The organism is Streptomyces sp. AHU1 (assembly GCF_045343905.1).
In the GTDB taxonomy this organism is placed as follows: domain Bacteria; phylum Actinomycetota; class Actinomycetes; order Streptomycetales; family Streptomycetaceae; genus Streptomyces; species Streptomyces triticiradicis.
In genome coordinates this window covers 8,995,855-9,014,333 of record NZ_CP174283.1, presented here as the reverse complement: position 1 = coordinate 9,014,333, position 18,479 = coordinate 8,995,855, and the positions used below count along the sequence as shown (strand labels likewise).

General features: G+C 70.1%; 18 protein-coding genes and 4 pseudogenes. 11 read left to right on the top strand and 11 right to left on the bottom strand.

Going from position 1 to position 18,479, the window contains the following annotated elements:
• Window positions 1-331 precede the first annotated feature (331 nt).
• A pseudogene (locus ACICHK_RS39620) lies at window positions 332-983 on the top strand (IS6 family transposase).
• 31 nt (window positions 984-1,014) lie between these two features.
• Here ACICHK_RS39620 and ACICHK_RS39615 read toward each other — a convergent pair.
• From ACICHK_RS39615 to ACICHK_RS39605, 3 genes and pseudogenes are all read right to left on the bottom strand, one after another.
• Window positions 1,015-1,305 (bottom strand): annotated as a pseudogene (locus tag ACICHK_RS39615) (IS5/IS1182 family transposase); the annotation flags it as partial.
• A 249-nt stretch (window positions 1,306-1,554) separates the two neighbouring features.
• Window positions 1,555-2,556 (bottom strand): alpha/beta hydrolase, encoded by a 1,002-nt coding sequence (locus tag ACICHK_RS39610; RefSeq protein ID WP_406840782.1) that lies wholly within the window; start codon window positions 2,554-2,556, stop codon window positions 1,555-1,557.
• Between the two features lie 26 nt (window positions 2,557-2,582).
• Entirely contained in the window at window positions 2,583-2,759 is a 177-nt protein-coding gene (locus tag ACICHK_RS39605; protein WP_192582651.1) for a hypothetical protein, read from the bottom strand.
• Window positions 2,760-3,253: 494 nt separating this feature from the next.
• On the opposite strand from ACICHK_RS39605, the gene ACICHK_RS39600 reads away from it, so the two are divergent.
• Together ACICHK_RS39600 and ACICHK_RS39595 are read left to right on the top strand one after the other, a co-directional pair.
• Window positions 3,254-4,138 carry an SDR family NAD(P)-dependent oxidoreductase gene (locus ACICHK_RS39600; RefSeq protein ID WP_406840781.1) on the top strand — a complete coding sequence of 295 codons (885 nt, stop codon included), beginning with the start codon at window positions 3,254-3,256 and terminating at the stop codon, window positions 4,136-4,138.
• 82 nt (window positions 4,139-4,220) lie between these two features.
• Entirely contained in the window at window positions 4,221-4,799 is a 579-nt protein-coding gene (locus tag ACICHK_RS39595; protein WP_406840780.1) for a TetR/AcrR family transcriptional regulator, read from the top strand.
• A 294-nt stretch (window positions 4,800-5,093) separates the two neighbouring features.
• Here the strand turns inward: ACICHK_RS39595 and ACICHK_RS39590 are convergent, their stop codons facing one another.
• From ACICHK_RS39590 to ACICHK_RS39575, 4 genes and pseudogenes are all read right to left on the bottom strand, one after another.
• On the bottom strand, window positions 5,094-5,678 hold the full coding sequence (locus ACICHK_RS39590; RefSeq protein ID WP_406840779.1) for a hypothetical protein: 585 nt from the start codon (window positions 5,676-5,678) through the stop codon (window positions 5,094-5,096).
• A 28-nt stretch (window positions 5,679-5,706) separates the two neighbouring features.
• A complete protein-coding gene (locus ACICHK_RS39585; RefSeq protein ID WP_406840778.1) occupies window positions 5,707-5,958 on the bottom strand; it encodes a transposase in 252 nt (83 codons plus the stop codon).
• On the bottom strand, window positions 5,955-6,254 hold the full coding sequence (locus tag ACICHK_RS39580) for a hypothetical protein (RefSeq protein WP_406840777.1): 300 nt from the start codon (window positions 6,252-6,254) through the stop codon (window positions 5,955-5,957). Before ACICHK_RS39580 ends, ACICHK_RS39585 begins: the two co-directional genes overlap by 4 nt.
• Window positions 6,255-7,221: 967 nt before the next feature.
• Window positions 7,222-8,160 (bottom strand): annotated as a pseudogene (locus tag ACICHK_RS39575) (oxidoreductase).
• Between the two features lie 96 nt (window positions 8,161-8,256).
• On the opposite strand from ACICHK_RS39575, the gene ACICHK_RS39570 reads away from it, so the two are divergent.
• From ACICHK_RS39570 to ACICHK_RS39535, 8 genes and pseudogenes are all read left to right on the top strand, one after another.
• Entirely contained in the window at window positions 8,257-8,865 is a 609-nt protein-coding gene (locus ACICHK_RS39570; RefSeq protein ID WP_406840776.1) for a TetR/AcrR family transcriptional regulator, read from the top strand.
• Window positions 8,866-8,880: 15 nt separating this feature from the next.
• The gene (locus ACICHK_RS39565; protein WP_406840775.1) at window positions 8,881-9,279 is read left to right on the top strand and encodes a PPOX class F420-dependent oxidoreductase; all 399 of its coding nucleotides are present in this window, start codon (window positions 8,881-8,883) and stop codon (window positions 9,277-9,279) included.
• Window positions 9,280-9,796: 517 nt separating this feature from the next.
• Window positions 9,797-9,907 carry a keywimysin-related RiPP gene (locus tag ACICHK_RS39560; RefSeq protein ID WP_019759430.1) on the top strand — a complete coding sequence of 37 codons (111 nt, stop codon included), beginning with the start codon at window positions 9,797-9,799 and terminating at the stop codon, window positions 9,905-9,907.
• Between the two features lie 26 nt (window positions 9,908-9,933).
• Window positions 9,934-11,778, top strand: a complete 1,845-nt coding sequence (locus ACICHK_RS39555; RefSeq protein ID WP_406840774.1) for a lasso peptide isopeptide bond-forming cyclase — start codon at window positions 9,934-9,936, stop codon at window positions 11,776-11,778.
• 59 nt (window positions 11,779-11,837) lie between these two features.
• The gene (locus ACICHK_RS39550) at window positions 11,838-12,092 is read left to right on the top strand and encodes a lasso peptide biosynthesis PqqD family chaperone (protein ID WP_151472608.1); all 255 of its coding nucleotides are present in this window, start codon (window positions 11,838-11,840) and stop codon (window positions 12,090-12,092) included.
• Window positions 12,089-12,526: a lasso peptide biosynthesis B2 protein gene (locus ACICHK_RS39545; protein WP_406840773.1), complete on the top strand. Its 438-nt coding sequence runs from the start codon at window positions 12,089-12,091 to the stop codon at window positions 12,524-12,526. Before ACICHK_RS39550 ends, ACICHK_RS39545 begins: the two co-directional genes overlap by 4 nt.
• Before the next feature lie 203 nt (window positions 12,527-12,729).
• Window positions 12,730-14,508, top strand: a complete 1,779-nt coding sequence (locus ACICHK_RS39540; RefSeq protein ID WP_406841447.1) for an ABC transporter ATP-binding protein — start codon at window positions 12,730-12,732, stop codon at window positions 14,506-14,508.
• A gap of 41 nt (window positions 14,509-14,549) precedes the next feature.
• Window positions 14,550-14,696: pseudogene (locus ACICHK_RS39535) on the top strand (transposase); the annotation flags it as partial.
• A 364-nt stretch (window positions 14,697-15,060) separates the two neighbouring features.
• Here ACICHK_RS39535 and ACICHK_RS39530 read toward each other — a convergent pair.
• The 4 genes from ACICHK_RS39530 to ACICHK_RS39515 all read right to left on the bottom strand — a co-directional run bounded on the left by ACICHK_RS39530 (window position 15,061) and on the right by ACICHK_RS39515 (window position 18,451).
• The gene (locus tag ACICHK_RS39530) at window positions 15,061-15,744 is read right to left on the bottom strand and encodes a hypothetical protein (protein ID WP_406840772.1); all 684 of its coding nucleotides are present in this window, start codon (window positions 15,742-15,744) and stop codon (window positions 15,061-15,063) included.
• Between the two features lie 381 nt (window positions 15,745-16,125).
• Window positions 16,126-16,419 carry a hypothetical protein gene (locus ACICHK_RS39525; protein ID WP_406840771.1) on the bottom strand — a complete coding sequence of 98 codons (294 nt, stop codon included), beginning with the start codon at window positions 16,417-16,419 and terminating at the stop codon, window positions 16,126-16,128.
• 222 nt (window positions 16,420-16,641) lie between these two features.
• The gene (locus ACICHK_RS39520) at window positions 16,642-17,304 is read right to left on the bottom strand and encodes a response regulator (protein WP_406840770.1); all 663 of its coding nucleotides are present in this window, start codon (window positions 17,302-17,304) and stop codon (window positions 16,642-16,644) included.
• Window positions 17,279-18,451 (bottom strand): sensor histidine kinase, encoded by a 1,173-nt coding sequence (locus ACICHK_RS39515; RefSeq protein WP_406840769.1) that lies wholly within the window; start codon window positions 18,449-18,451, stop codon window positions 17,279-17,281. Before ACICHK_RS39515 ends, ACICHK_RS39520 begins: the two co-directional genes overlap by 26 nt.
• Window positions 18,452-18,479: the final 28 nt, after the last annotated feature.

Sequence of the window (18,479 nt, the reverse complement as noted above, 5' to 3'; positions counted from 1 at the left end):
AGGCCGAACTCGTAGCTCACACAGGCTTTCCAGACGCACCGCTGCCCCCCCGACACGCCGATCAAGATCACACAAGGGGCCTGCTTCACCTTTGAGGAGAACCCCGCACTTCTGCCGCTGCCGCTGGCTCGTCTCATCGAGGAGCAGATCGTCACAGGCCGGTCGCGCGTCGCCCCGGGGCCGCTTGCCACCAGCGAGGGAGCTGTCACGTTGGCTGATGGGTGGGATGACCTTCGGGTTGGTCATGCTGGGGGGATCATCCGTGGAGAGTGTGTCGCCGTCGTACAGGGGACATCGGTACCCGGTCGAGGTGATCTCCCACTGCGTGTAGCTGTACTTCCGGTTCCCGCTCGGCTTCCGCGAGGTCGAGGAGCTGATGCTCCAGCGCGGCGTGATCGTTTCCTACGAAACGATCCGCCGCTGGTGCGCCAAGTTCGGCCAGGCTTAAGCGAACGGACTGCGCCGCCTCCGGTCCTGGCCCGGTGACAAGTGGCACTCGGACGAGGTCTTCATCAAGATCAACGGTGAGCAGAAGGTATCTGTGGCGGGCCGTCGATCAGGACGGCAACGTGCTCGACATCCTCGTACAGAACCGGCGGGACAAGGCCGCCGCCCGGCGCTTCTTCCGCCACCTGATGAAGAAGACGCGCGCGGTGCCGCTGATGATCGTCACCGACAAGCTCCGCTCCTGCGGCGCCGCCCACCGCGAAGTCATGCCCTCCGTCGAGCACCGCTCCCACAAGGGCCTGAACAACCGGGCCGAGAACTCCCACCAGCCGACGAGACAACGCGAACACGCAATGAAGGGCTTCCGCTCCGTCGGCGCGGCCCAGCGGTTCCTGTCCGCATTCAGCGGTATCTCACCCCACTTCCGACCCCACCGCCACCTGATGACCGCATCCCAGCATCGAGCCGAAACGACCATCCGCTTCGCCATCTGGAACCAGATCACCGGCGCAGCCGGCTGGCCCACCACGGCCTGACCACAGGTCGGCGCCCTGGCCCCACCACACCATCAGGCACCCAACAACGTGACAGAGCCGTGCGCTTCCCACCCGCCGCCCGATACAACGCGACGGCATCGTTCCTGAACTTTTTCGGCGTGGCCACCAGCCGGTCGACGAACACCGGCTGGTGGCGGGCGCCGGCACCCGCGGCCCGCTTCCTGGCACCGCCCCGTGCGGCGTGACGGCGGCCCTCGACGCCGGCTTGCCACGGCATCGCCAACTCCTCGACCAGGTGGGCCAGATGGCGCCGAGAGTTCCCCGTGAACAGCCGATGCGCCGGCACCGCCCGATCGACCATGATCGCCACAGCCGGATCATGCCACCCGCCGGCCACGACGCCTCACCCGCTATCACGCACCAACTCGTAACGTGCTCGGGGTTTGACGGAGCCGAGATGCTGGACACTTGTTGGCCCAGAAGCTTGGGAGGGCTCCGTGTCACGCAGCTATCCGCCTGAGTTCCGTCGCAAGGTTCCTCGACCTCGTTGCTACGGGGCGCCTGGCGGCACGTTGTCCATCCCGCGACCGACTACCGCCGGAGGAGAACGTCAGTTGGTGGTGAGAAGGTGCTCCAGCCAGTTGCGGCGTGCCGCGACAGCGGCCTTGCTGATCCGCGCCTCGGGGGCTTTCCGGTCGAAACCGTGGATTCCGCCGGGCCACACGTGCAGCTCGGCTTCGCCGCCGGCCTGCCAGATCCGGTCGGCGTAGGCGAGGATCTCATCGCGCAGGCATTCGGCGGAGCCGACGTCGAGGAATGTGGGCGGCAGGCTGGCCAGGTCGGTGGCGCGGGCGGGCGCAGCGTACTGCGGCACGTCGGCTCCGCCCTGGGCGTCGCCGAGCAGCGAGCTCCAGGCGAACCCGCTGCGGCTGCGGTCGAAGAGTTCGACGTCGTCCATCTGCAGGGCCGAGGCGCTGTCGTTGCGGTCGTCGAGCAGCGGGGCGATCAGCAGCTGGCCGAGCAGGCGGGGACCGCCCTTGTCCCGCACGGTCAAAGCGAGCGCGGCGCTGAGGGTGCCGCCGGCGCTGAAGCCCGTGACGACGATGCGTTCCGAGTCGATGCCGAGCTCGTCCGCGTGGTCGGCCACCCACAGCAGACCGGCGTAAGCGTCGTTGATCTGGGCGGGGTAGGGGTGCTCGGGCGCGAGCCGGTAGCCGACCGAGATCAGCGTGGCCCCGAACCGCTCGGCCGTCTCGAGTATCTGGTCGAGCCCGGTGCGGTGATCGCTGCAGTAGAAGCCGCCGCCGTGTATGAAGTAGAGCGCCGGCCGCGATGCGGGCGCGCCGGAGGGTGTGCACACCAGCAGCGGGATCTCGGGGGCGCCGTCCAGGCCGGGCACCGAAGGCTGGAAGACGGTGAAGCGCCCGCCATGGCTGAGGTCCTCGAGCGTCGCCACTGCGGCGTCGGCCTCCGCGCGGATCACCGACAGCTTCTCGAGGCTCATCGGCGCCAAGTCCGGTTCCTCCGCCAGGTAGGCGTCATAAGCGACCTGAAGTTCGGCATCGAGAGGAACAGGAACGGCGGGCACGGTCTTTCCAGGTTCAAGATCCATACGCGCACGCTATGCCCCTGCTCCTTTCACATCATCCGGTTTTCAACGCCTTGGCGATCGCGCAGCAGGGCCGGGCGGGTCAGCGGCGCGGGGCAGGCGTGGGCCTGCTCGATCCCGACCAGTCTCATCGAGTAAGTCCGGATCTTGATACCGGAACGCAGAAGTCGCCCTGAGCTGCGCTGATCTGACTTGTCGAGGATCAAAGCGCCGCAGCCGGGAGCAGTTTCACGTGAGCTCCACAACGTCTCGTTCGAGGCTGTCCGTAACGCCCGACGGGCGAGGTGTCGTCTCGCATGCCGGGCCCGGCCGCTGGCCGATCTGGCGGAGGTGACCGCGCTGACCAGTGCCTTCGGTGACGCGCTGGCCGGAGGACGACAGCGCACCGGCGGCCACGATCCGGGCCAGGTGATCACGGACATGGCGGTGATGCCCGCCGATGGTGGCGAGACCATCTCGGATTTCGCCGTGCTGCGGGGCCAGGCCGAGCCGTTCGGGCCGGCGGTCTTCCCGGCCACGGCTGTGTCGACGGTTACGCAACCCCCCAGGGCAAACGTCACGCATTTCCCCAGGCATCCGTCTGTCTCCTGCCGGCGGGCGGACTGCCACCACCGCCTCAACCGGATAGTTCATCCGAATCTGTGCTACCGTCCGGCCAAGCGGATGACCTATCCGATTGATTGCTGGGGTGGAGGGGCACATGAAGAAGACAGCAGTGGTCACGGCCGGAACAGGGGGCATCGGCCTGGAGACGGCGCTGGGGCTGGCCGCCGCCGGGCTCGCGGTCACGGTGATCGGGCGCGACGCCGAACGGGGAGCCAAGGCCGTCGAGCGGATCAACGCGACGGGCCCGGTGCACCCGGCCCGGTTCCTGTCCGCGGACCTCGCCTCGCTCGACCAGGTACGTACACTCGCCCGGACGATCGCGGTCGAGCACGCCGCCTCAGGGGAACCGCTGACGGTGCTGGTCAACAACGTCGGGGCGATGTTCGCCGAGCGCCAGACCCGGGACGGTGTCGAGGCGTCGTTCGTCGTCAACCACCTCTCCCCCTACCTGCTGACCGAACTGCTGCTGCCCACACTCACGGCCGGTGCGCCGAGCAGGATCGTGAACGTGACGTCGGGCGCGGTCGCCGTGGCCAAGCGCGCGTTCGACGCCGTTGAGCCGCCGGGCGGCTACTACGGCTTCCACTGGTACGGTCGCGCCAAGCTCGCCAACCTGGCCTACACCTTGGACCTGGCAGACCGGCTGGACGGCACCGGCGTCTCGGTCTTCGCCGCCGATCCCGGAGGGGCCGCGACTGACATGACCAACGGCACCATGACCGACCCGAAGATCGTCTCGCCCGCCCTGCGGCTGCTGTGGCCCCTGGTGCGTCGCACATTCGAACGCTCGACCTCCGGTCCGGCATCCGCGGCAGCCAAGCCCTCCATCATGGCCGCCACCGACGAGACGCTGACGGGCCGAACCGGCATCGTCATCGGCGCCCAGGCTCACCCGGTCGCCCCGCACCGGGCGGCGGCCGACCCCTGCGTCGCCGAAGCCATACGCCGACTCAGCGAACGGCACGCGCCGCTCGCCTGAGCGTCATACGGGCGGCGCAGCGCTGCGGGCACCCGGCGGGCGGCGGAACCATCCGGATGAACCATCCGATTAGCATGGCCTCATGACGACGCCTCTACGCAAGGACGCGGCCCGCAACTGGCAGCGGATCGTCTCCGTCGCCCGCGACCTGGTCGACGAAGGCACACCGTTGCAGCTCAACGACGTCGCACGCCGGGCCGGGCTCGGCGTCGGCACCGTCTACCGTCACTTCGCCACGCCCGAGGCGCTGCTGGAGACCGTCGCCGCGCCATGCCTGGAGGCCCTGGCCGCCCACGGCCAGCAGGCGCTGACCGATGTCGACCCCTGGCGCAGCCTGACGGACTTCCTCTTCCACACCGTCGAGGCGCAGGTCACCTGCGCCGCCCTGCCCCCTGTCGCCGCCGCGGCCACGGACGCCGTACCGCGCACCACGGAACTCAAGAAGTCACTGGCGTCGGTCGGTGCCACCCTCCTTGCCCGGGCCCGCGATGCCGGAGTAGTCCGCCCCGACCTCGCCGCCGCCGACCTCGTCCCGCTCATGTGCGGCATCGCCCACGCCGTGAGCGTCCACGGCGGCACCCCTGCCGACCGGGTCGACACCGCACACCGCTACCTCGCCGCCCTCCTCGAAGGCTTGCGCACGACACCACCGAGCGCGTAAGCGACCCGCCCCACGGTGTACCGGCGGCCTCCAAGCGCATCCACCCAGCGACTCAAGATCGACCACGACCGGAGGCGTGTCAACGTACGTCCACAATCGCGATCCCTCTGGGGAAGTCTGGCCACGCGGGTGGGGAATTACGTGACGCGGAACCGATCGAGATGGGGAATTACGGGCTCTGTCGGGGATCTTGTGATGACTGCCGACCGCGGGCTTCAGGGCCTCGCAGCTACCCAAGGGCGCGCGGCTGATCCACCGTCTGATCGTCCATCTCGAACCACCCGGTTCTGCCTGTCACCGCCAGGCGGGATTGCGGCTCGGCAGCCATGGTCCGAACAGGGACTCGTACTCGTCACCGGTCTCGACGGTGAGTACGAAATCAGGCTCTGTTGCGGAAACCGCGGCGTGCAGGCGAGCCAGCAAGACCGGAACGGCCTCAGGTTTCAGGTTCAGAGCCGCTGCCAGACGCACTCGGTCAGCGCCCATTCCCGGTTTGTCGCTGAACTCGTCGCGGCCAAGGTGGGCTGCAGTCGTCCGCATGACCTCCAGGTCACCGGATCCAGAGAAACCTAGGCAGTCATGCCAGGACGGCAGCCCAATCATGATCTCCAGCGCTTCGGCCAGGCTCTGGCCGATCAGACCGGCCTGTCCCTCGGAGCTGGCATACAGCACGGGTCGAGCCGTGCCGTGATCACCACAGAGGAAGAACGTCCCGCCGGTGAAATCGCCGGCAACACCCTCCAGGGCAACCCCGGACGACAGCCGGACTGGCTCACCGTGATCGCCACGAGAGAGATCGAACTCGCAAATCTTCCACAGCAACTCGGCGAGCGCAGGATCACGTCGAATCGAGTCCAGGATTTCTTCGTCGCTCGTCACGCGGCGGACGATAACAGCTTCAACAGAATCAGACTCTGTGGAGGATGCGTCTACGGAGGAGGTCGAGGTTGGCCCGTCCGAAGCCCATGCGCTTGAGGAGCTTGGCTCTGGTCACGTGTCCTTCGACCCGGCCAGAGCTCCAGGGCGTGGACAGGCCGGCTGTGACCGCGTCCCGGTCCCTCTTCATCCCGTTGACCAGGGAGTGCAAGGCAGGCAGGTCATCTGCGAGGACACGGTCCATCCATGCGGGCAGTTCCTCGCCCCGCAGATCGCGCATCATGTCGGCGAAGTCGCGAACGTGGCGTCGAGGTGGGGGCAGGCGGCCCGGATCTCTTTGAGCTCGGCCGTATCGGTCTCGGCGAGGTGTCCGGGGTTGGTCATGATCCAGCGGACGACGCGCCGGGGTTTCGGGACGGGACGCAGCTCGGGAGCAGGCGCGGGCGGATTCTTCGGCTTGGGACTGTGCGGCTTCTTGAAGGGGCGGAAGTAGCGACGGACGCACTGGATGTCTCCGGTGAAGCCACGTGCGCGCAGTTCGCGGTGCAGCTGCGGGATGTCGTGGCAGCCCTCGCGCAAGCGTTGGTGCAGGTAGGGCTTGTGCTCGTCCAGGATCGATGCCCGGTTGGTGGCCTTGACCAGCAGTTCGTCGAGACTCCGGACGCGGGCGAAGCCCCGTACGGTCGAACTCCACGCTCTGCCGGTACGGGCGGGGGTCGACGGCGGACGCCGAGACCGTGATCGCGGCGGTGACGGCGGCAGCGGTCAGTGCGGCGGCGGTCAGACGGCGGGTGGTCGTGGATACAGTCATCGGGAATCCCCCTGCATCGTGCGGGCACAGCCCCAGAACGCCCTGATAGGCAGCGGGTTGTGCGGTGTGCGGGTGGCGGCCGGCCGCGCATTCACACCCTGCCCGCCGGGGTGTGAACAAGATCCGGGGCGCGTTACCGACCAACCGCACCACCGTGACACTTGGCTGCAACAGCCATCCATTTCGCCGGGGGGCGAAGTTGACGCAGATCTGGTCTCGACAGCCTTGCGACGGTTGGCCCCCAGGGGCTGCACACCAGGTAACGCCACCCCACCGGACAGTCGGCTGTCACCCGAAAGTGAGTAACAGCCGCTTTCCCGGTTGCAGGTTCAAGCCCGCAGACCCGACCGGTCCGGTTCCATCTGAACCGGCCGCGGTGTTGTCCGGTGCGAACCACCCCGGCCAGCTGCCGCCGGACCGCGCCGGGATGAATGGGGTGCGTCCGGTGCAGCGACCTCCGTCCCGATCTCCCGTTTTGAGGCCACGAGGAGTGCGCCTGTGCACGCGCTCCGGTGTGACGGAGCAGCGTTGTTTGCGAGTGATCGCGGGGAAGGGCATGGTCCGGCGCCTGGTGTCGCGCGTCAGTTTGCGAGTTCGGCGGGCCGAAGTTCGCGATCTCGCCGTCGTGTTGGTTGCCGGTGGTGATAGCGGGATGGTCCGACAGAAGGTGCGCGACCAAGGTGTCGTGCAGGAGGGCACTGGCCCGCGACGGCCGTCCTCGTGGAACGGTGGACGTCAGACCGGGAAGGTGACGCCCGTCAGTTCTTCGGAGCGGGCCCATAGGTGTCGCTGGAGGTCGGCATCGTGGGACTGAGGGCTGGAGCGGACGGCCTTGGGGTGTCCCTTGCTCTACTGGAATCCGCGTGGCCCGTAATATTCGGCCCCGCTGACCTGTGGGTCGGTCGCCGCGCGCAGGATGGGCAGGGCACCCATTGCGGGGGATTGCAGGAGCAGTGGGCGGATGGCTGCGAATGCGGTGCGCGTGAGTATCGAGGAATGGGACATCGCTGTCCTGGAGCCGGTGGTGTCGGCGCCGCCGGGGTGGGCGGCGACGGCGAGGGGACCACCGTCGGGGAGTCTGCGCTGGAGTTCGTAGGTGAACAGCAGGTTGGCCAGCTTGGAGTGTCCGTATGCGGCCGTCCTGTTGTAGGGGCGCCTGTGCCAGTTGAGGTCGTCGAGGTCGAGGGGTCCGCCCATGCGGTGGCCGGCGCTGCTGACGGTGACCACGCGCGTGGCGGGTGTGGGCGGCAAGAGGTCCCAGAGCAGTGCGGCGAGGGCGAAGTGCCCGAGGTGGTTGGTTCCGAATTGCAGCTCGAAGCCGTCGATGGTGGTGCGGTGCAGGGTGTACATCACACCCGCGTTGTTGATCAGTAGATCCACCTGTGGGTACGTGCTACGCACCCCCTCCGCAGCGGCGCACACGGACGCCAGCGAACTCAGGTCGAGATGCTGCAAGGCGATGTGTGCCGTCGGTGCGGCGGTCCGCAATTCCTCGGCGGCATGCTTGCCCTTATCCAGGTCGCGTACCGCGAGGACCACGGTTGCACCTCGCAGCGCGAGTGCCTTGGCGGTCTCGAAGCCGATGCCGGTGTTGGCTCCCGTGATCACGGCGGTGCGGCCGTGCTGGTTGGGCATGTCGCTCGCGCTCCAGCGCCCCGTGCGTGATCGGCTCATGACTGACTCCTCGATACGGGTTCCATGTGATTGCACGACACGACCAACACGGTTAATGCCATTCACCTTGTGGTTAATAGTGTTAACCTTGTGGCTGTGACAGTCAAACGGTCCCGTCCCACGGGCACCCACCACGGAGACCTGCGCAACGCACTTGAGCAGGCCGCTCTCGCCCTCGTCGCCGAGAAGGGGGCGCACGGATTCACCCTCGCCGAGGCGTGCCGACGCGCCGGGGTGAGTGTCGCGGCGCCGTACAAGCACTTCGCCGACCGCGACTCCCTCCTGGCTTCGCTGGCACTGAAGGGCTACGAGGAACAGCGGCGCCGCTACCGCGGTGCGCTCGCCGCGTACACCGACCCGGCCGACCAGCTGGCCGCCTTCGCGGCCGCCTATGTGCGGTTCGCCATCGAGGAGCGCGCCCTGTTCGACATCACCTTTCTCGCCGGCCTCGACAAGACCCGGCATTCCGAACTCGCCGAGGCGGGAAGCTTCCTGCACGACGACCTGACGCCTGTGACCGGCCGGATCACCGGTGATGCAGAGTCCGCGCTCGACCTGCTGGTCCACGTGGCCGCGGCAGCACACGGCCTGGCCCTGTTCCACCAGCAGGACATGCTGCCCGCAGACCGCAGCTCCCCGGCCTGGGCCGAGGAACAGGCGGCCCTCGCCGCCCACGCCCTCGCCGCCCACTACACCGCCCGCTGACGCAGGAGAGACTCCATGCCCACGACCCATGACACCTTCGTCCAAGCCCTGGAACGCATCGCCGACAGCAAGCACGTCCTGCTCACCACATTCCGCAAGGACGGTCGGCCCGTACCAACCCCCGTCGGCGGTGTCGTCCACGACGGCACTGTGTACGCGTTGACCGATCCCACCACCGGGAAGGTCAAGCGGATCCGCAACAACCCCCGGGTCGCCATCTCCCCGTGCAGCATGAACGGCACCGTCCCCGACGGCGCACCCAAGATCACCGGCACCGCCCGGCTCCTCGGCAACTCGGAAACAGCTCGCGTCCAGAACATGATGAAGCGCCGCTTCTTCCTCTACCGACTCATCCGCCTGTTCGACCGGGCTCTGCGGCGCCAACGCCCCCTCGTCGCCATCACCGCCGCCTGACCGACTCCTTGGCGAGTCGCGCCAAGGGCAACCAGACCCAGATTGGTTCGGCCCACCGGGCGGCCGCACGGAGCGTCACTACCAGCCCGTTCGCGAACTGAAATGCTCCATTCGCAAACTGTCGCGCTTCGTCACGTCTGGCGGGGGTGTGCGTCCTGGCCGTGGAGTGCGCCCCGGCGCCTCCGTCACCGCAGCACTGCCGCGCGGGAAAGCGGGCTTACGCCAGAGCCGACTACAGAACGTTTTTGCAGACCGGCGTACGCCTCTCTCACGCACTGCGAACCGCCGACCGCTCCCATGCGGACGAGAGCCACCCCTCAGAGTGATTCCATATTCGCCATACCGTACGACCTTTATGGACGGGCTTGCTGCACCCGCCTCTTCTGTCGCTAGCTGGATGCAGGCCCGCTTTCTCGCCCGGTCCCCATGGATCAGAGCAGACCGACGGCGTCCCAGCGGCGCTGGGACGCCGTCAGGTCAGAGGGGCGGACAGCACACCCGTACATGAGGAGTAGTCATGAAGAAGGCTTACGAGGCCCCGACGCTCGTCCGGCTCGGCTCGTTCCGCAAGGAGACCGGGCTCCTGGGACGCTCCGGCAACGACCGGCTGATCCTGAGCAAGAACTGACGGCCGGCGGTCCCTGACTCGACGTCATGACTGTGCCGCACGAAAGTGCGAGGGTGGGCCCCGGCGACGCGTACTTCGCGGTCTTCACCGACCGTGCGGACGCGGCCGCCGTGGCCCACGCCTTCGCCCGCCCCGGAACCCAGACCCTCACCCATCCTTCCGGCCGGCCCTGGCTGGTCGGCCGCTGGCGCGACGACGAGATGGTCACCGCGCACGTCGGCGACGCCTCCCTCGCCATCGTCGGCTTCTGCCCGGTCGGCGCCGCCGAACTGCGCCGCCGAGCCTCACGGTTGCGCGACTTCACGGAGATCGACGCCCTCGCCCGCTCCCTGCCCGGCAGCTTCCATCTCGTCGCCGCGCTCGACCGGCGGGTCCGGACACAGGGGACGGCGTCCGGCCTGCGCCTGGTCTTCCACGCGGAGATCGACGGCGTACGGGTGGCCTCGACCCGGGCCGACACGCTCGCCGCCGCGCTGGGCCACGACCCCGACGTGGAGGAGCTGGCCGTCCGGCTGCTGTGGCCCGCCCCCTACCCGTTGTTCGAGACGTCCCTGTGGCGTGCGGTCACCGCCGTGCCACCGCAGGACGCCGTCGTCGTGGCCGCGGACGGGCGCACCGTACGGCACACCCGGTGGTGGACGCCGCCGGAGCCGGTCCAGCCCCTCGCCGAGGCGGTGCCGGTGATCCGTGCGGCGCTGGAGGAGGCCGTCGCCACGCGCACCCGGCAGGGCGGCGTGGTCAGCTGCGATCTGTCCGGCGGCCTGGACTCTACCTCCGTCTGCTTCCTGGCCGCCCGCTCCCCCGCCCGCCTGGTGGCCAGCACCTGGCCGGGCCGCGACCCGGCGGACACTGACCTCCACTGGGCGCAGCAGGCCGTCAAGCACCTCCCCGACGTCGAGCACGTGGTCTGGGCCGCCGACGCCTCGCCGCTGGTCTACGACGACCTGCTCGGCGTCGACGACCTCCTCGACGAACCCACCATCGGCGTCATGGACCGCTCCCGGGTCCTTCACCATCTGCCCGGCCTCGCCGCACGGGGCAGTCGGCTGCATCTGACGGGCATCGGCGGCGATCATGTCGCGTGGTGCTCCGAGGCCTACTACCACCGGCTGCTGCGCACCCGGCCGCTGTTCGCCCTGCGCCAGTTGCGGGGCTTGCGGGCACTGTGGCAGTGGCCGCTTGCCGGCGCCGTCCATGCGCTCGCCGACTCCCGCCCCTACGGGAGGTGGCTCGCCGACGCCGCCCGCGACCTGCGCGCCCCGTCGCCCTCGCCAGTCGCCACGGGGCTCGGCTGGGGCATGGCCCCGCGCCTGTTCGACTGGGTGACGCCGCAGGCCGAGCGGCTGGCGCGCAAGGCGCTGCTCAAGGCCGCGATGACCGCCGAACCCCTGCATCCTGACCGGGGCCTGCACAGCGACCTGGAACAGATCCGCTCGTGCAGCCGCGTCATCCGGCAGTGGGACGGGATGGCCGCTCGGGCCGGCCTGCCCATGGCCTCCCCCTTCCTCGACGACCGCGTCATCGAGGCGTGTCTGGCCGTACGCCCGGACGACCGCGTCACGCCGTGGCGGTACAAGCCGGTCCTCAGCGAGGCGATGCGGGGGATCGTGCCTGACGTCTGCCTGCGGCGCAGCACCAAGGCCACTGCCTCCATGGACGCCTCCAACGGACTGCGGGAGAACCGCGCCGACCTGCTGGCGCTGTGGGAGGACTCGCGGCTGGAGGAACTGGGGCTGGTGGACGGCGCCGCACTGCGCCACCTCGCCCGCCGGCCCGCCTCACCGGGGCTCTCCGACGCCATCCTCTACACCACGATCGCCGCAGAGGTGTGGCTGCGGGGGCTGACCTGCAGCCGCGCCCCCGCCCCCTGACGCCGCCCCGTCCCACCCCAGCTCTTCGATCACACGACCATCGGAAAGGCGGTCCGACCATGCCCATGCGGTTCGCTGCCGACGTCTCCACAGCCGAGACCGAGTACGGCACGGTACTGCTGGACGAACGCTCCGGCTCGTACTGGGAATTGAACCCGACCGCCACCCTGGTGGTGCGGACGCTGCTCGACGGCGGCGACGAAGCGGACGCAGCCGCCGCCGTGGCCGAGCAGTTCGACGTCGACCGGGCGCAGGCCCAGCAGGACGTCGAGGCACTCGTACGTCAGCTGCGGAGCTCGGGACTGGCCTCATGACGACGCCCAGCGCACTGGAGCGCCCCACCGGTGTTCCCCCGGCCCGGCGCCTGGCAGCCCTTCTCGTCCTCCTCCCCGCCTTCGCGCTCGCCCTCCTGCCGCCCCGCCGCATCCGCGCCGTGCTCGGACTCCTGCGTCGCGGGGCGGCGCCCGCCAGTGCGGCACAGGCCCAGAACGCCCGGGACGCCATGTGCGCGGTCAGTCTGACCTGCGCCGGACCGAAAGGGTGTCTGCCGCGGTCCCTGGGGGCGGCGCTGCTGTGCCGCCTCGGCGGAACGTGGCCGACCTGGTGCACCGGGGTCCGCATGGTCCCGCCCTTCACCGCACACGCCTGGATCGAGGCGCAGGGCCGCCCCGTCGGCGAGGGCGTGCCGGACGGATACTTCGCCCGGCTAGTGGCGGTACCCGCGCCGCCACGGCCGACGGACCGGTGACCCGCACAACGCCGCCGGCCGCGGGACGCGCCCCGGACACCGGTGAGGGGGCAGGGGCCGGCGAGGCTGCTGGCGTGGGTGACGGAGCCGGAGCCGGGGTCGGCGACGGCGGCGGGGTCGGCGAGGCCGCCGGGGTTCGCGACGGCCGGGAGGGGGACGTCAGCAAGGACGGCGACAAGTCCACCTGGAAGGCGGTGGCCACGATGTACCGGCTCACCGCCGGGCACCGGGCCGTCATCGGCGTGGCCTGCGCACTGACCCTCGCGGGCTCGGCCCTGGGGTTGGCCCAGCCGCTCGTCGCCAAGCACGTCATGGACGCGAGCGGCCACGGACGGTCCGTCTGGCCGCTCCTGGCCCTGCTCGGCGCGCTGTTCGCCGTCGAGGCGGCGACAGGAGCCGTAGGACGCTTCGTCCTGGAGCGGATGGGCGAGGGCGTGGTACGCCAGCTCCGGCACGGTCTGGTAGCACGGCTGCTCAGGCTGGAGATGCGGGAGTACGACCGCCACCGCAGGGGCGACCTCATCGCCCGGGTGACCGCCGACACCACGCTGGTGCGGGAGGTCGTGTCGCAGGCCCTCGTCGACCTGGTGACGGGCAGCCTCGTCGCCAGCGGCGCGATCATCCTGATGGCGTGGCTCGACCCGCTGCTGCTGCTGTTGGTCGCTGCCACCGTGGCCGCGGCGGCCGTGATCGTCGCCTCGCTGCTCACGGGCATCCGGCGTGCGTCCGAACACATGCAGAACGCGGTCGGTGACATCGCCGCCGACCTGGAACGCTCCCTCGGGGCCCTGCCGCTGATCCGGGTGCACCGCGCCGAGGAGCGCGAGGCCTCCGCCATCGGCGCACGCATCGAGGACGCCTACGGTGCGGGGGTACGCGCCGCGAAGCACGCCTCCGTCATGAGCCCCGCCGTCGAACTCGCCGTCCAGGGCTCGTTTCTGATCGTCCTGGTCATCGGCGGACTGCGCGTCAACGACCACGCCGGTTCCCTCGGCGACCTCGTCGCCTTCCTGCTGTACGCCTCGTACCTCGCCCTGCCCCTGTCCTCCGTCTTCCATGCCGTGGGGCTCGTCCAGCGCGGGATGGGCGCGTACGGGCGCGTCGAGGAGGCGCTCGGCCTGCCCGTCGAGCCGACGGGCCCCCGGGACGCGGGCGTCCGCGCCCTCGCGCCGCGGCCCGCGCGACCGTCCGTCGCCCACCATGAGCCCGCCGACGAGCCTCCCGCCCTCGCCCTGCGCGACGTCCACTTCGGATACGTGCCGGGGCGGCCGGTGCTGCGCGGGGTCTCCTTCGACGTGGCGCACCGCCGGCACGTCGCTCTGGTGGGGCGGTCCGGGGCCGGCAAGAGCACGGTATTCGCGCTGGTGGCGAGGTTCTACGAACCGGACTCCGGGACCGTGCTCTTCGGCGGGCGGCCCGCCGAAGAAGTCGGCCGCGCCGCGTGCCGCGGGCGCATCGCCCTGGTCGACCAGAACACCCACGTCGTCCGCGGCACCCTGCGCGACAACATCGCCTACGCCATGCCCAACGCCGCCGAGGACGAGATCCGACGCGTGGTGGAGCTGGCCCGGCTGGAGGAAGTCGTCGACCGGCTGCCCGGCGGCCTGAACGCCGTCGTCGGCGAACGCGGCAGCACCCTCTCGGGCGGGGAACGCCAACGCGTCGCCCTGGCCCGCGCCCTGCTGGCGCGCCCCTCGCTGCTCTTGCTGGACGAGCCCACCTCCCACCTCGACGCGATCAACGAGGCAGCGCTCACCACCGTCATGAAAGACGTCGCCCAGGAATGCGCCCTCCTGGTCATCGCCCATCGCCTGTCCACCGTCCAGCACGCCGACCACATCGTCGTCCTGCACGACGGCCGCACCGCCGCAGGCGGCCGCCACGAGGAGCTGCTGGCCGAGAACGCCCTCTACCGCGAACTCGCCACGAGCCAGATGCTCCGGCCGGTTCGCGGAACGGCGCAGCCGCGCGGACGCCGTTGAAGAACACCTGACCGATGCCCTACGACGGTGCGGTCAGATACCTGCCGGGCAACCGCGACCCGAAAGCCGTCCGGCTGTGGTGCTCGTCCCCCGCCGCCGCCAGTGCGGACGTCGACCGCTGGTGGCAGTCGTTCCTGCGCCGCTTCGATCTGGAGCACACCTTCCGGCTCATGAAACAGACCCTCGGCCGGGTCACCGGCGTCGTCACCCGGGGCTACAGCGGCAGCCATGACGGCGTCGGCACAGGTCCGACCGACCACGACGGTCAAGCAGCGGCTCGCGCGCTCGCCCAAGCGGGCCTCGTCCCGGCTTACCTGGTCACCCTCTACGACAGCATCGGCAACGTGCCCCGGGCGGACGTCGGCGACGGTTGCTTCCTTGACGCGGCAAGTGAGGTCCTTCCACGACTCCAGGTGTACGGTGCTGTCGATGTCGGCACGGACCCCAAGGTCGCCGATGACCTACGACCCACTGCCGGGTACGGCTGTGCGGGCGGTGAGCGGACGCCCGCATGACAGGCGTCGTCCGGGCGCCTGCTCACGAGGCCCGCTGTCAGGGGGTGAAGACCTCGTCGAGGCGGTCGATGGCACCGTCGGCGCCCAGGTGGTAGGTGAAGACGAGCCCCGAGTTCGGGTGCGCCTCCAGCCAGTCGAGGAACTCCTGCACACCGATGTGCTGGTTCTCGGTGCTCTCCACGATGGGGTTGGTCACGGTGACGTACGCGGCCTGGTCCATCGGGATGAACGTCTCCTTGCCGACCGTCTCGAACGGCGCGCCATCGGAGTCGGGCGATCCGCAGCCCCAGTTGCCGTGCTTGACGATCAGGCTGAGGGATCCCCCTTCGGGGGTATAGCGGTATACCGCGACCTCGTCGGGGGAGATCGGCATCTTGTGGTCGCATCCATCGTCGGCGCCACCCGCACCCGACCCCGCGGCAATGGGGGACGAGGACGCGGCCGGAGCCGCTCCGGCGGACTCGGCGGCGCTGCCCGAGCCCGAAGACGGCGTGGCGGTCGGCTTCTTGCTCGCCGCGCCGGTACCCGTCCCGTTGCCGGTGCCCGTTCCGTCACCGGTGCTCCCCGCCTTCGTGGGGCTCGTGCTCGTGCCGACGTGCGAACCTGTCACGTCGTCGCCGTTGCACCCGGTGAGGGCCAACGCGCCCACCACGCAGGCGCCCAGGACGGCCACCCGGACAACGCCCGGTCTGCGTCGGCTCTTTCTCGACGTCACGTTCATGATGTTTCCCCCTATTGTCCCGGTTCTCGGTGCGCCTCGTCGGCTCGTCGCAAAGGACGACTTCCGGCCACCGTCAGTTGCACGTTCGGATCAGGTGTTCACGCACCACCGGTCGTACGACGGACATCGCGTGTCCCGCAGGTCGTCTTCGCGTCTGGCCTTGGCCTGTTTTCGCCTGCTGACCTTAGCGTGCGGCGCGGTCGTGACGGGACGGCGCCGGGGCCACGGGCGCGCGGCCGGCCCCCGGAGCTTCCCCCGACGGCGTCGTCCGGGCCGTGCCCGCGTCAAGAACCTGATCCCGCCGGGCGCGAGCGTCTTCACCGGGGCCAGTGAGACGCTGCGGCTTTCCGGCGTCGCGCAGGATATCGAGGCGGGCGACCGCTACCGGGCCGTCCGGCCGCGGGTGCCGACGATGGACCGCGCCACCGAGTCCGACCGGATCCGCCGACCGGTGGCCACCCCGACGTCTTCGCCGCCGGCGTCGCGGCCGTCACCGAGACCATCTCGCTCGTCACCGCCTCCGCCGGCGGCAGCCATCTGCCCGCCTGCGCCGACGGCGCCGCGCAGGCGATCTGGGTCGTCGGGGCGCAGAAGACGGTGCCCGGCCTGGGCACCGCACTGCGCCGGGTCGAGGAGCACGCCCTTGCGCCAGGGCGCGTATCGAGTCGTGATCATCGGGTGGTCCTGGTGAGGTCTTTGATCCAGATCATCGAGGCGTGCAGGTGGAGACTGGCGAGGTAGCTGTCGGGAGTCTTGTGTATCGGGTGTCCCACCGTCCCGGTTCCGGCCTCCTGGTACGTCACGCTCTGGGGCGGGTGAGGCACGTGGAGCCGACGTGAGCCGGCCGGTGCAGTGATGTCCGGGCGGGGACTCATGGGACATGGCCCGGCACCCGGCTCAGGTTCCGGGGAGGATACGGCGCGTTTCGTAGGCCCACATCGCGATCTCGACCCGGTTGCGGGCGCCGAGTTTGGCCATCAGGCTGGCCAGATGCGTCTTCACCGTGCTGAGGCTGATGTGCAGCGCATCGGCGATCTCGGTGTTGGTCAGCCCGCGAGCGACGGCGAGGAGCACCTGCTCCTCGCGGGCGGTGACGGGGGAGACGGGCTGGGCCGCGGGCCGGCCGGCGGGCAGGTCCGCGAATGCCTGGAGCAGACGGACGGTGACGCTGGGCGCAATGAGCGCCTCACCGTCGGACGCCGACCGTACGGCCTGGGCCAGAAGGTCTGGTCCCGTGTCCTTGAGGAGGAATCCGCGGGCGCCGGCACGCAGTGAGCCGTAGACGTACTCGTCGAGGTCGAACGTGGTGATGACGACCACGACCAGCGGGTCGGCGACGCCCGGGCCGGCGACCAGCCGGGTGGCCCCGAGCCCGTCGATCACGGGCATGCGGATGTCGAACAGGCAGACGTCGGGGCGCAGCTCGCGGGCCAGACGTACCGCTTCCTGTCCGTCGGCGGCCTCGCCGACCACCTCGATGCCGGGCTGGGCGTTCAGCATGATCCGCAGCCCGGTGCGGATGATGGTCTGGTCGTCAGCGACGAGGACGCGGATGGGCACCGCTCTCGGTCCTCCCTCTCGGCAGCTCGGCTTCGACATGCCAGCCCTGGTCGGGGCCAGGGCCGGCTTGTAGTGTGCCGCCGAGCAGAGCCGCGCGCTCGCGCAGTCCGGCAAGTCCGTATCCGTCGCGACCTCGGCCGGTGCGTTGGCCGTTGTCGCGCACGCTCACCCGTACCGTGTGCCGTTCCGCGGTGACCCGGACGACGACCTCGGTCGCGTTGACCGCATGGCGCATGGCGTTGGTCACCGACTCCTGCACAATGCGGTAGACGGCCGCGTCCACGGCCGGGGGCAGCGTGTCCAGTTCGCCGTCGAGATCCAGGTCGACCCTGAGGCGACCACCCGGGGTGCGCACCAGGCGCTCCAGATCCGCGACGCCGGCAGGCGGCGCCAGCTCGGCGCCGGCCCCGCGGTCGCGCAGCGCGGCGACCATGGCTCGCATCTCCTCCAGCGTGCGCGCCCCTTCCTCTTCGACCCCCTCCAGCGCCTCGACGGCGGCGGACGGGTCGGTGCCCGCGAGCACCCGGCCCGCCTGGGCGCTGATCACCATGGCCGAAACGTGGTGGGCCACAGTGTCGTGCAGTTCCCGGGCGAGCTGCTCACGCTCGCGGGAGCGTACCTGCTCCAACTGCCGCTCGCGAGCGGTCCCCCAGAACCGCACGGCGGCCCCGATCAAGCCGGGCAGCGACAGGAAGACGAAGCCCCCGACCTGTTCGGCGGCCGGGGTGTCGTCCGCGGTGACCCCCAGCGCGAAGGCCGTGAGGATCACCGCGCTGCCCAGCACGATCTCCCGTCCCGATCCCCACCGGGGCAGCGCATACACCAGCACGAGCACGACCACACCGGTGTCCAGGCCGACGGGCTCGCGCGGTGCGGCGACCAGTGAGGCCAGCTGGAGCAGGATCACCGAGCCGAACCCCAGCGTGACCATCGTTAGTGGGCGGGTCCGGCGCCACAGGGGCAGTAGGCACAGCCATACGGCGAACACCACCGCCACCGGCCGCCACACGACGTTCTCGCGCAGGGTGGCCTCCAGCACCACGGCGCCCAGGCTCGCGGCGAGCAGCGCCCAGTCCCGCCACACCCGGGCGGGCGCGTCGGGCGGCCGGGGTTCGGTCCACAGGGTTCGCAGGTCGTCTCGCAGCACGGTTCTCAGCCTAGGGGCCGCGCCGTGC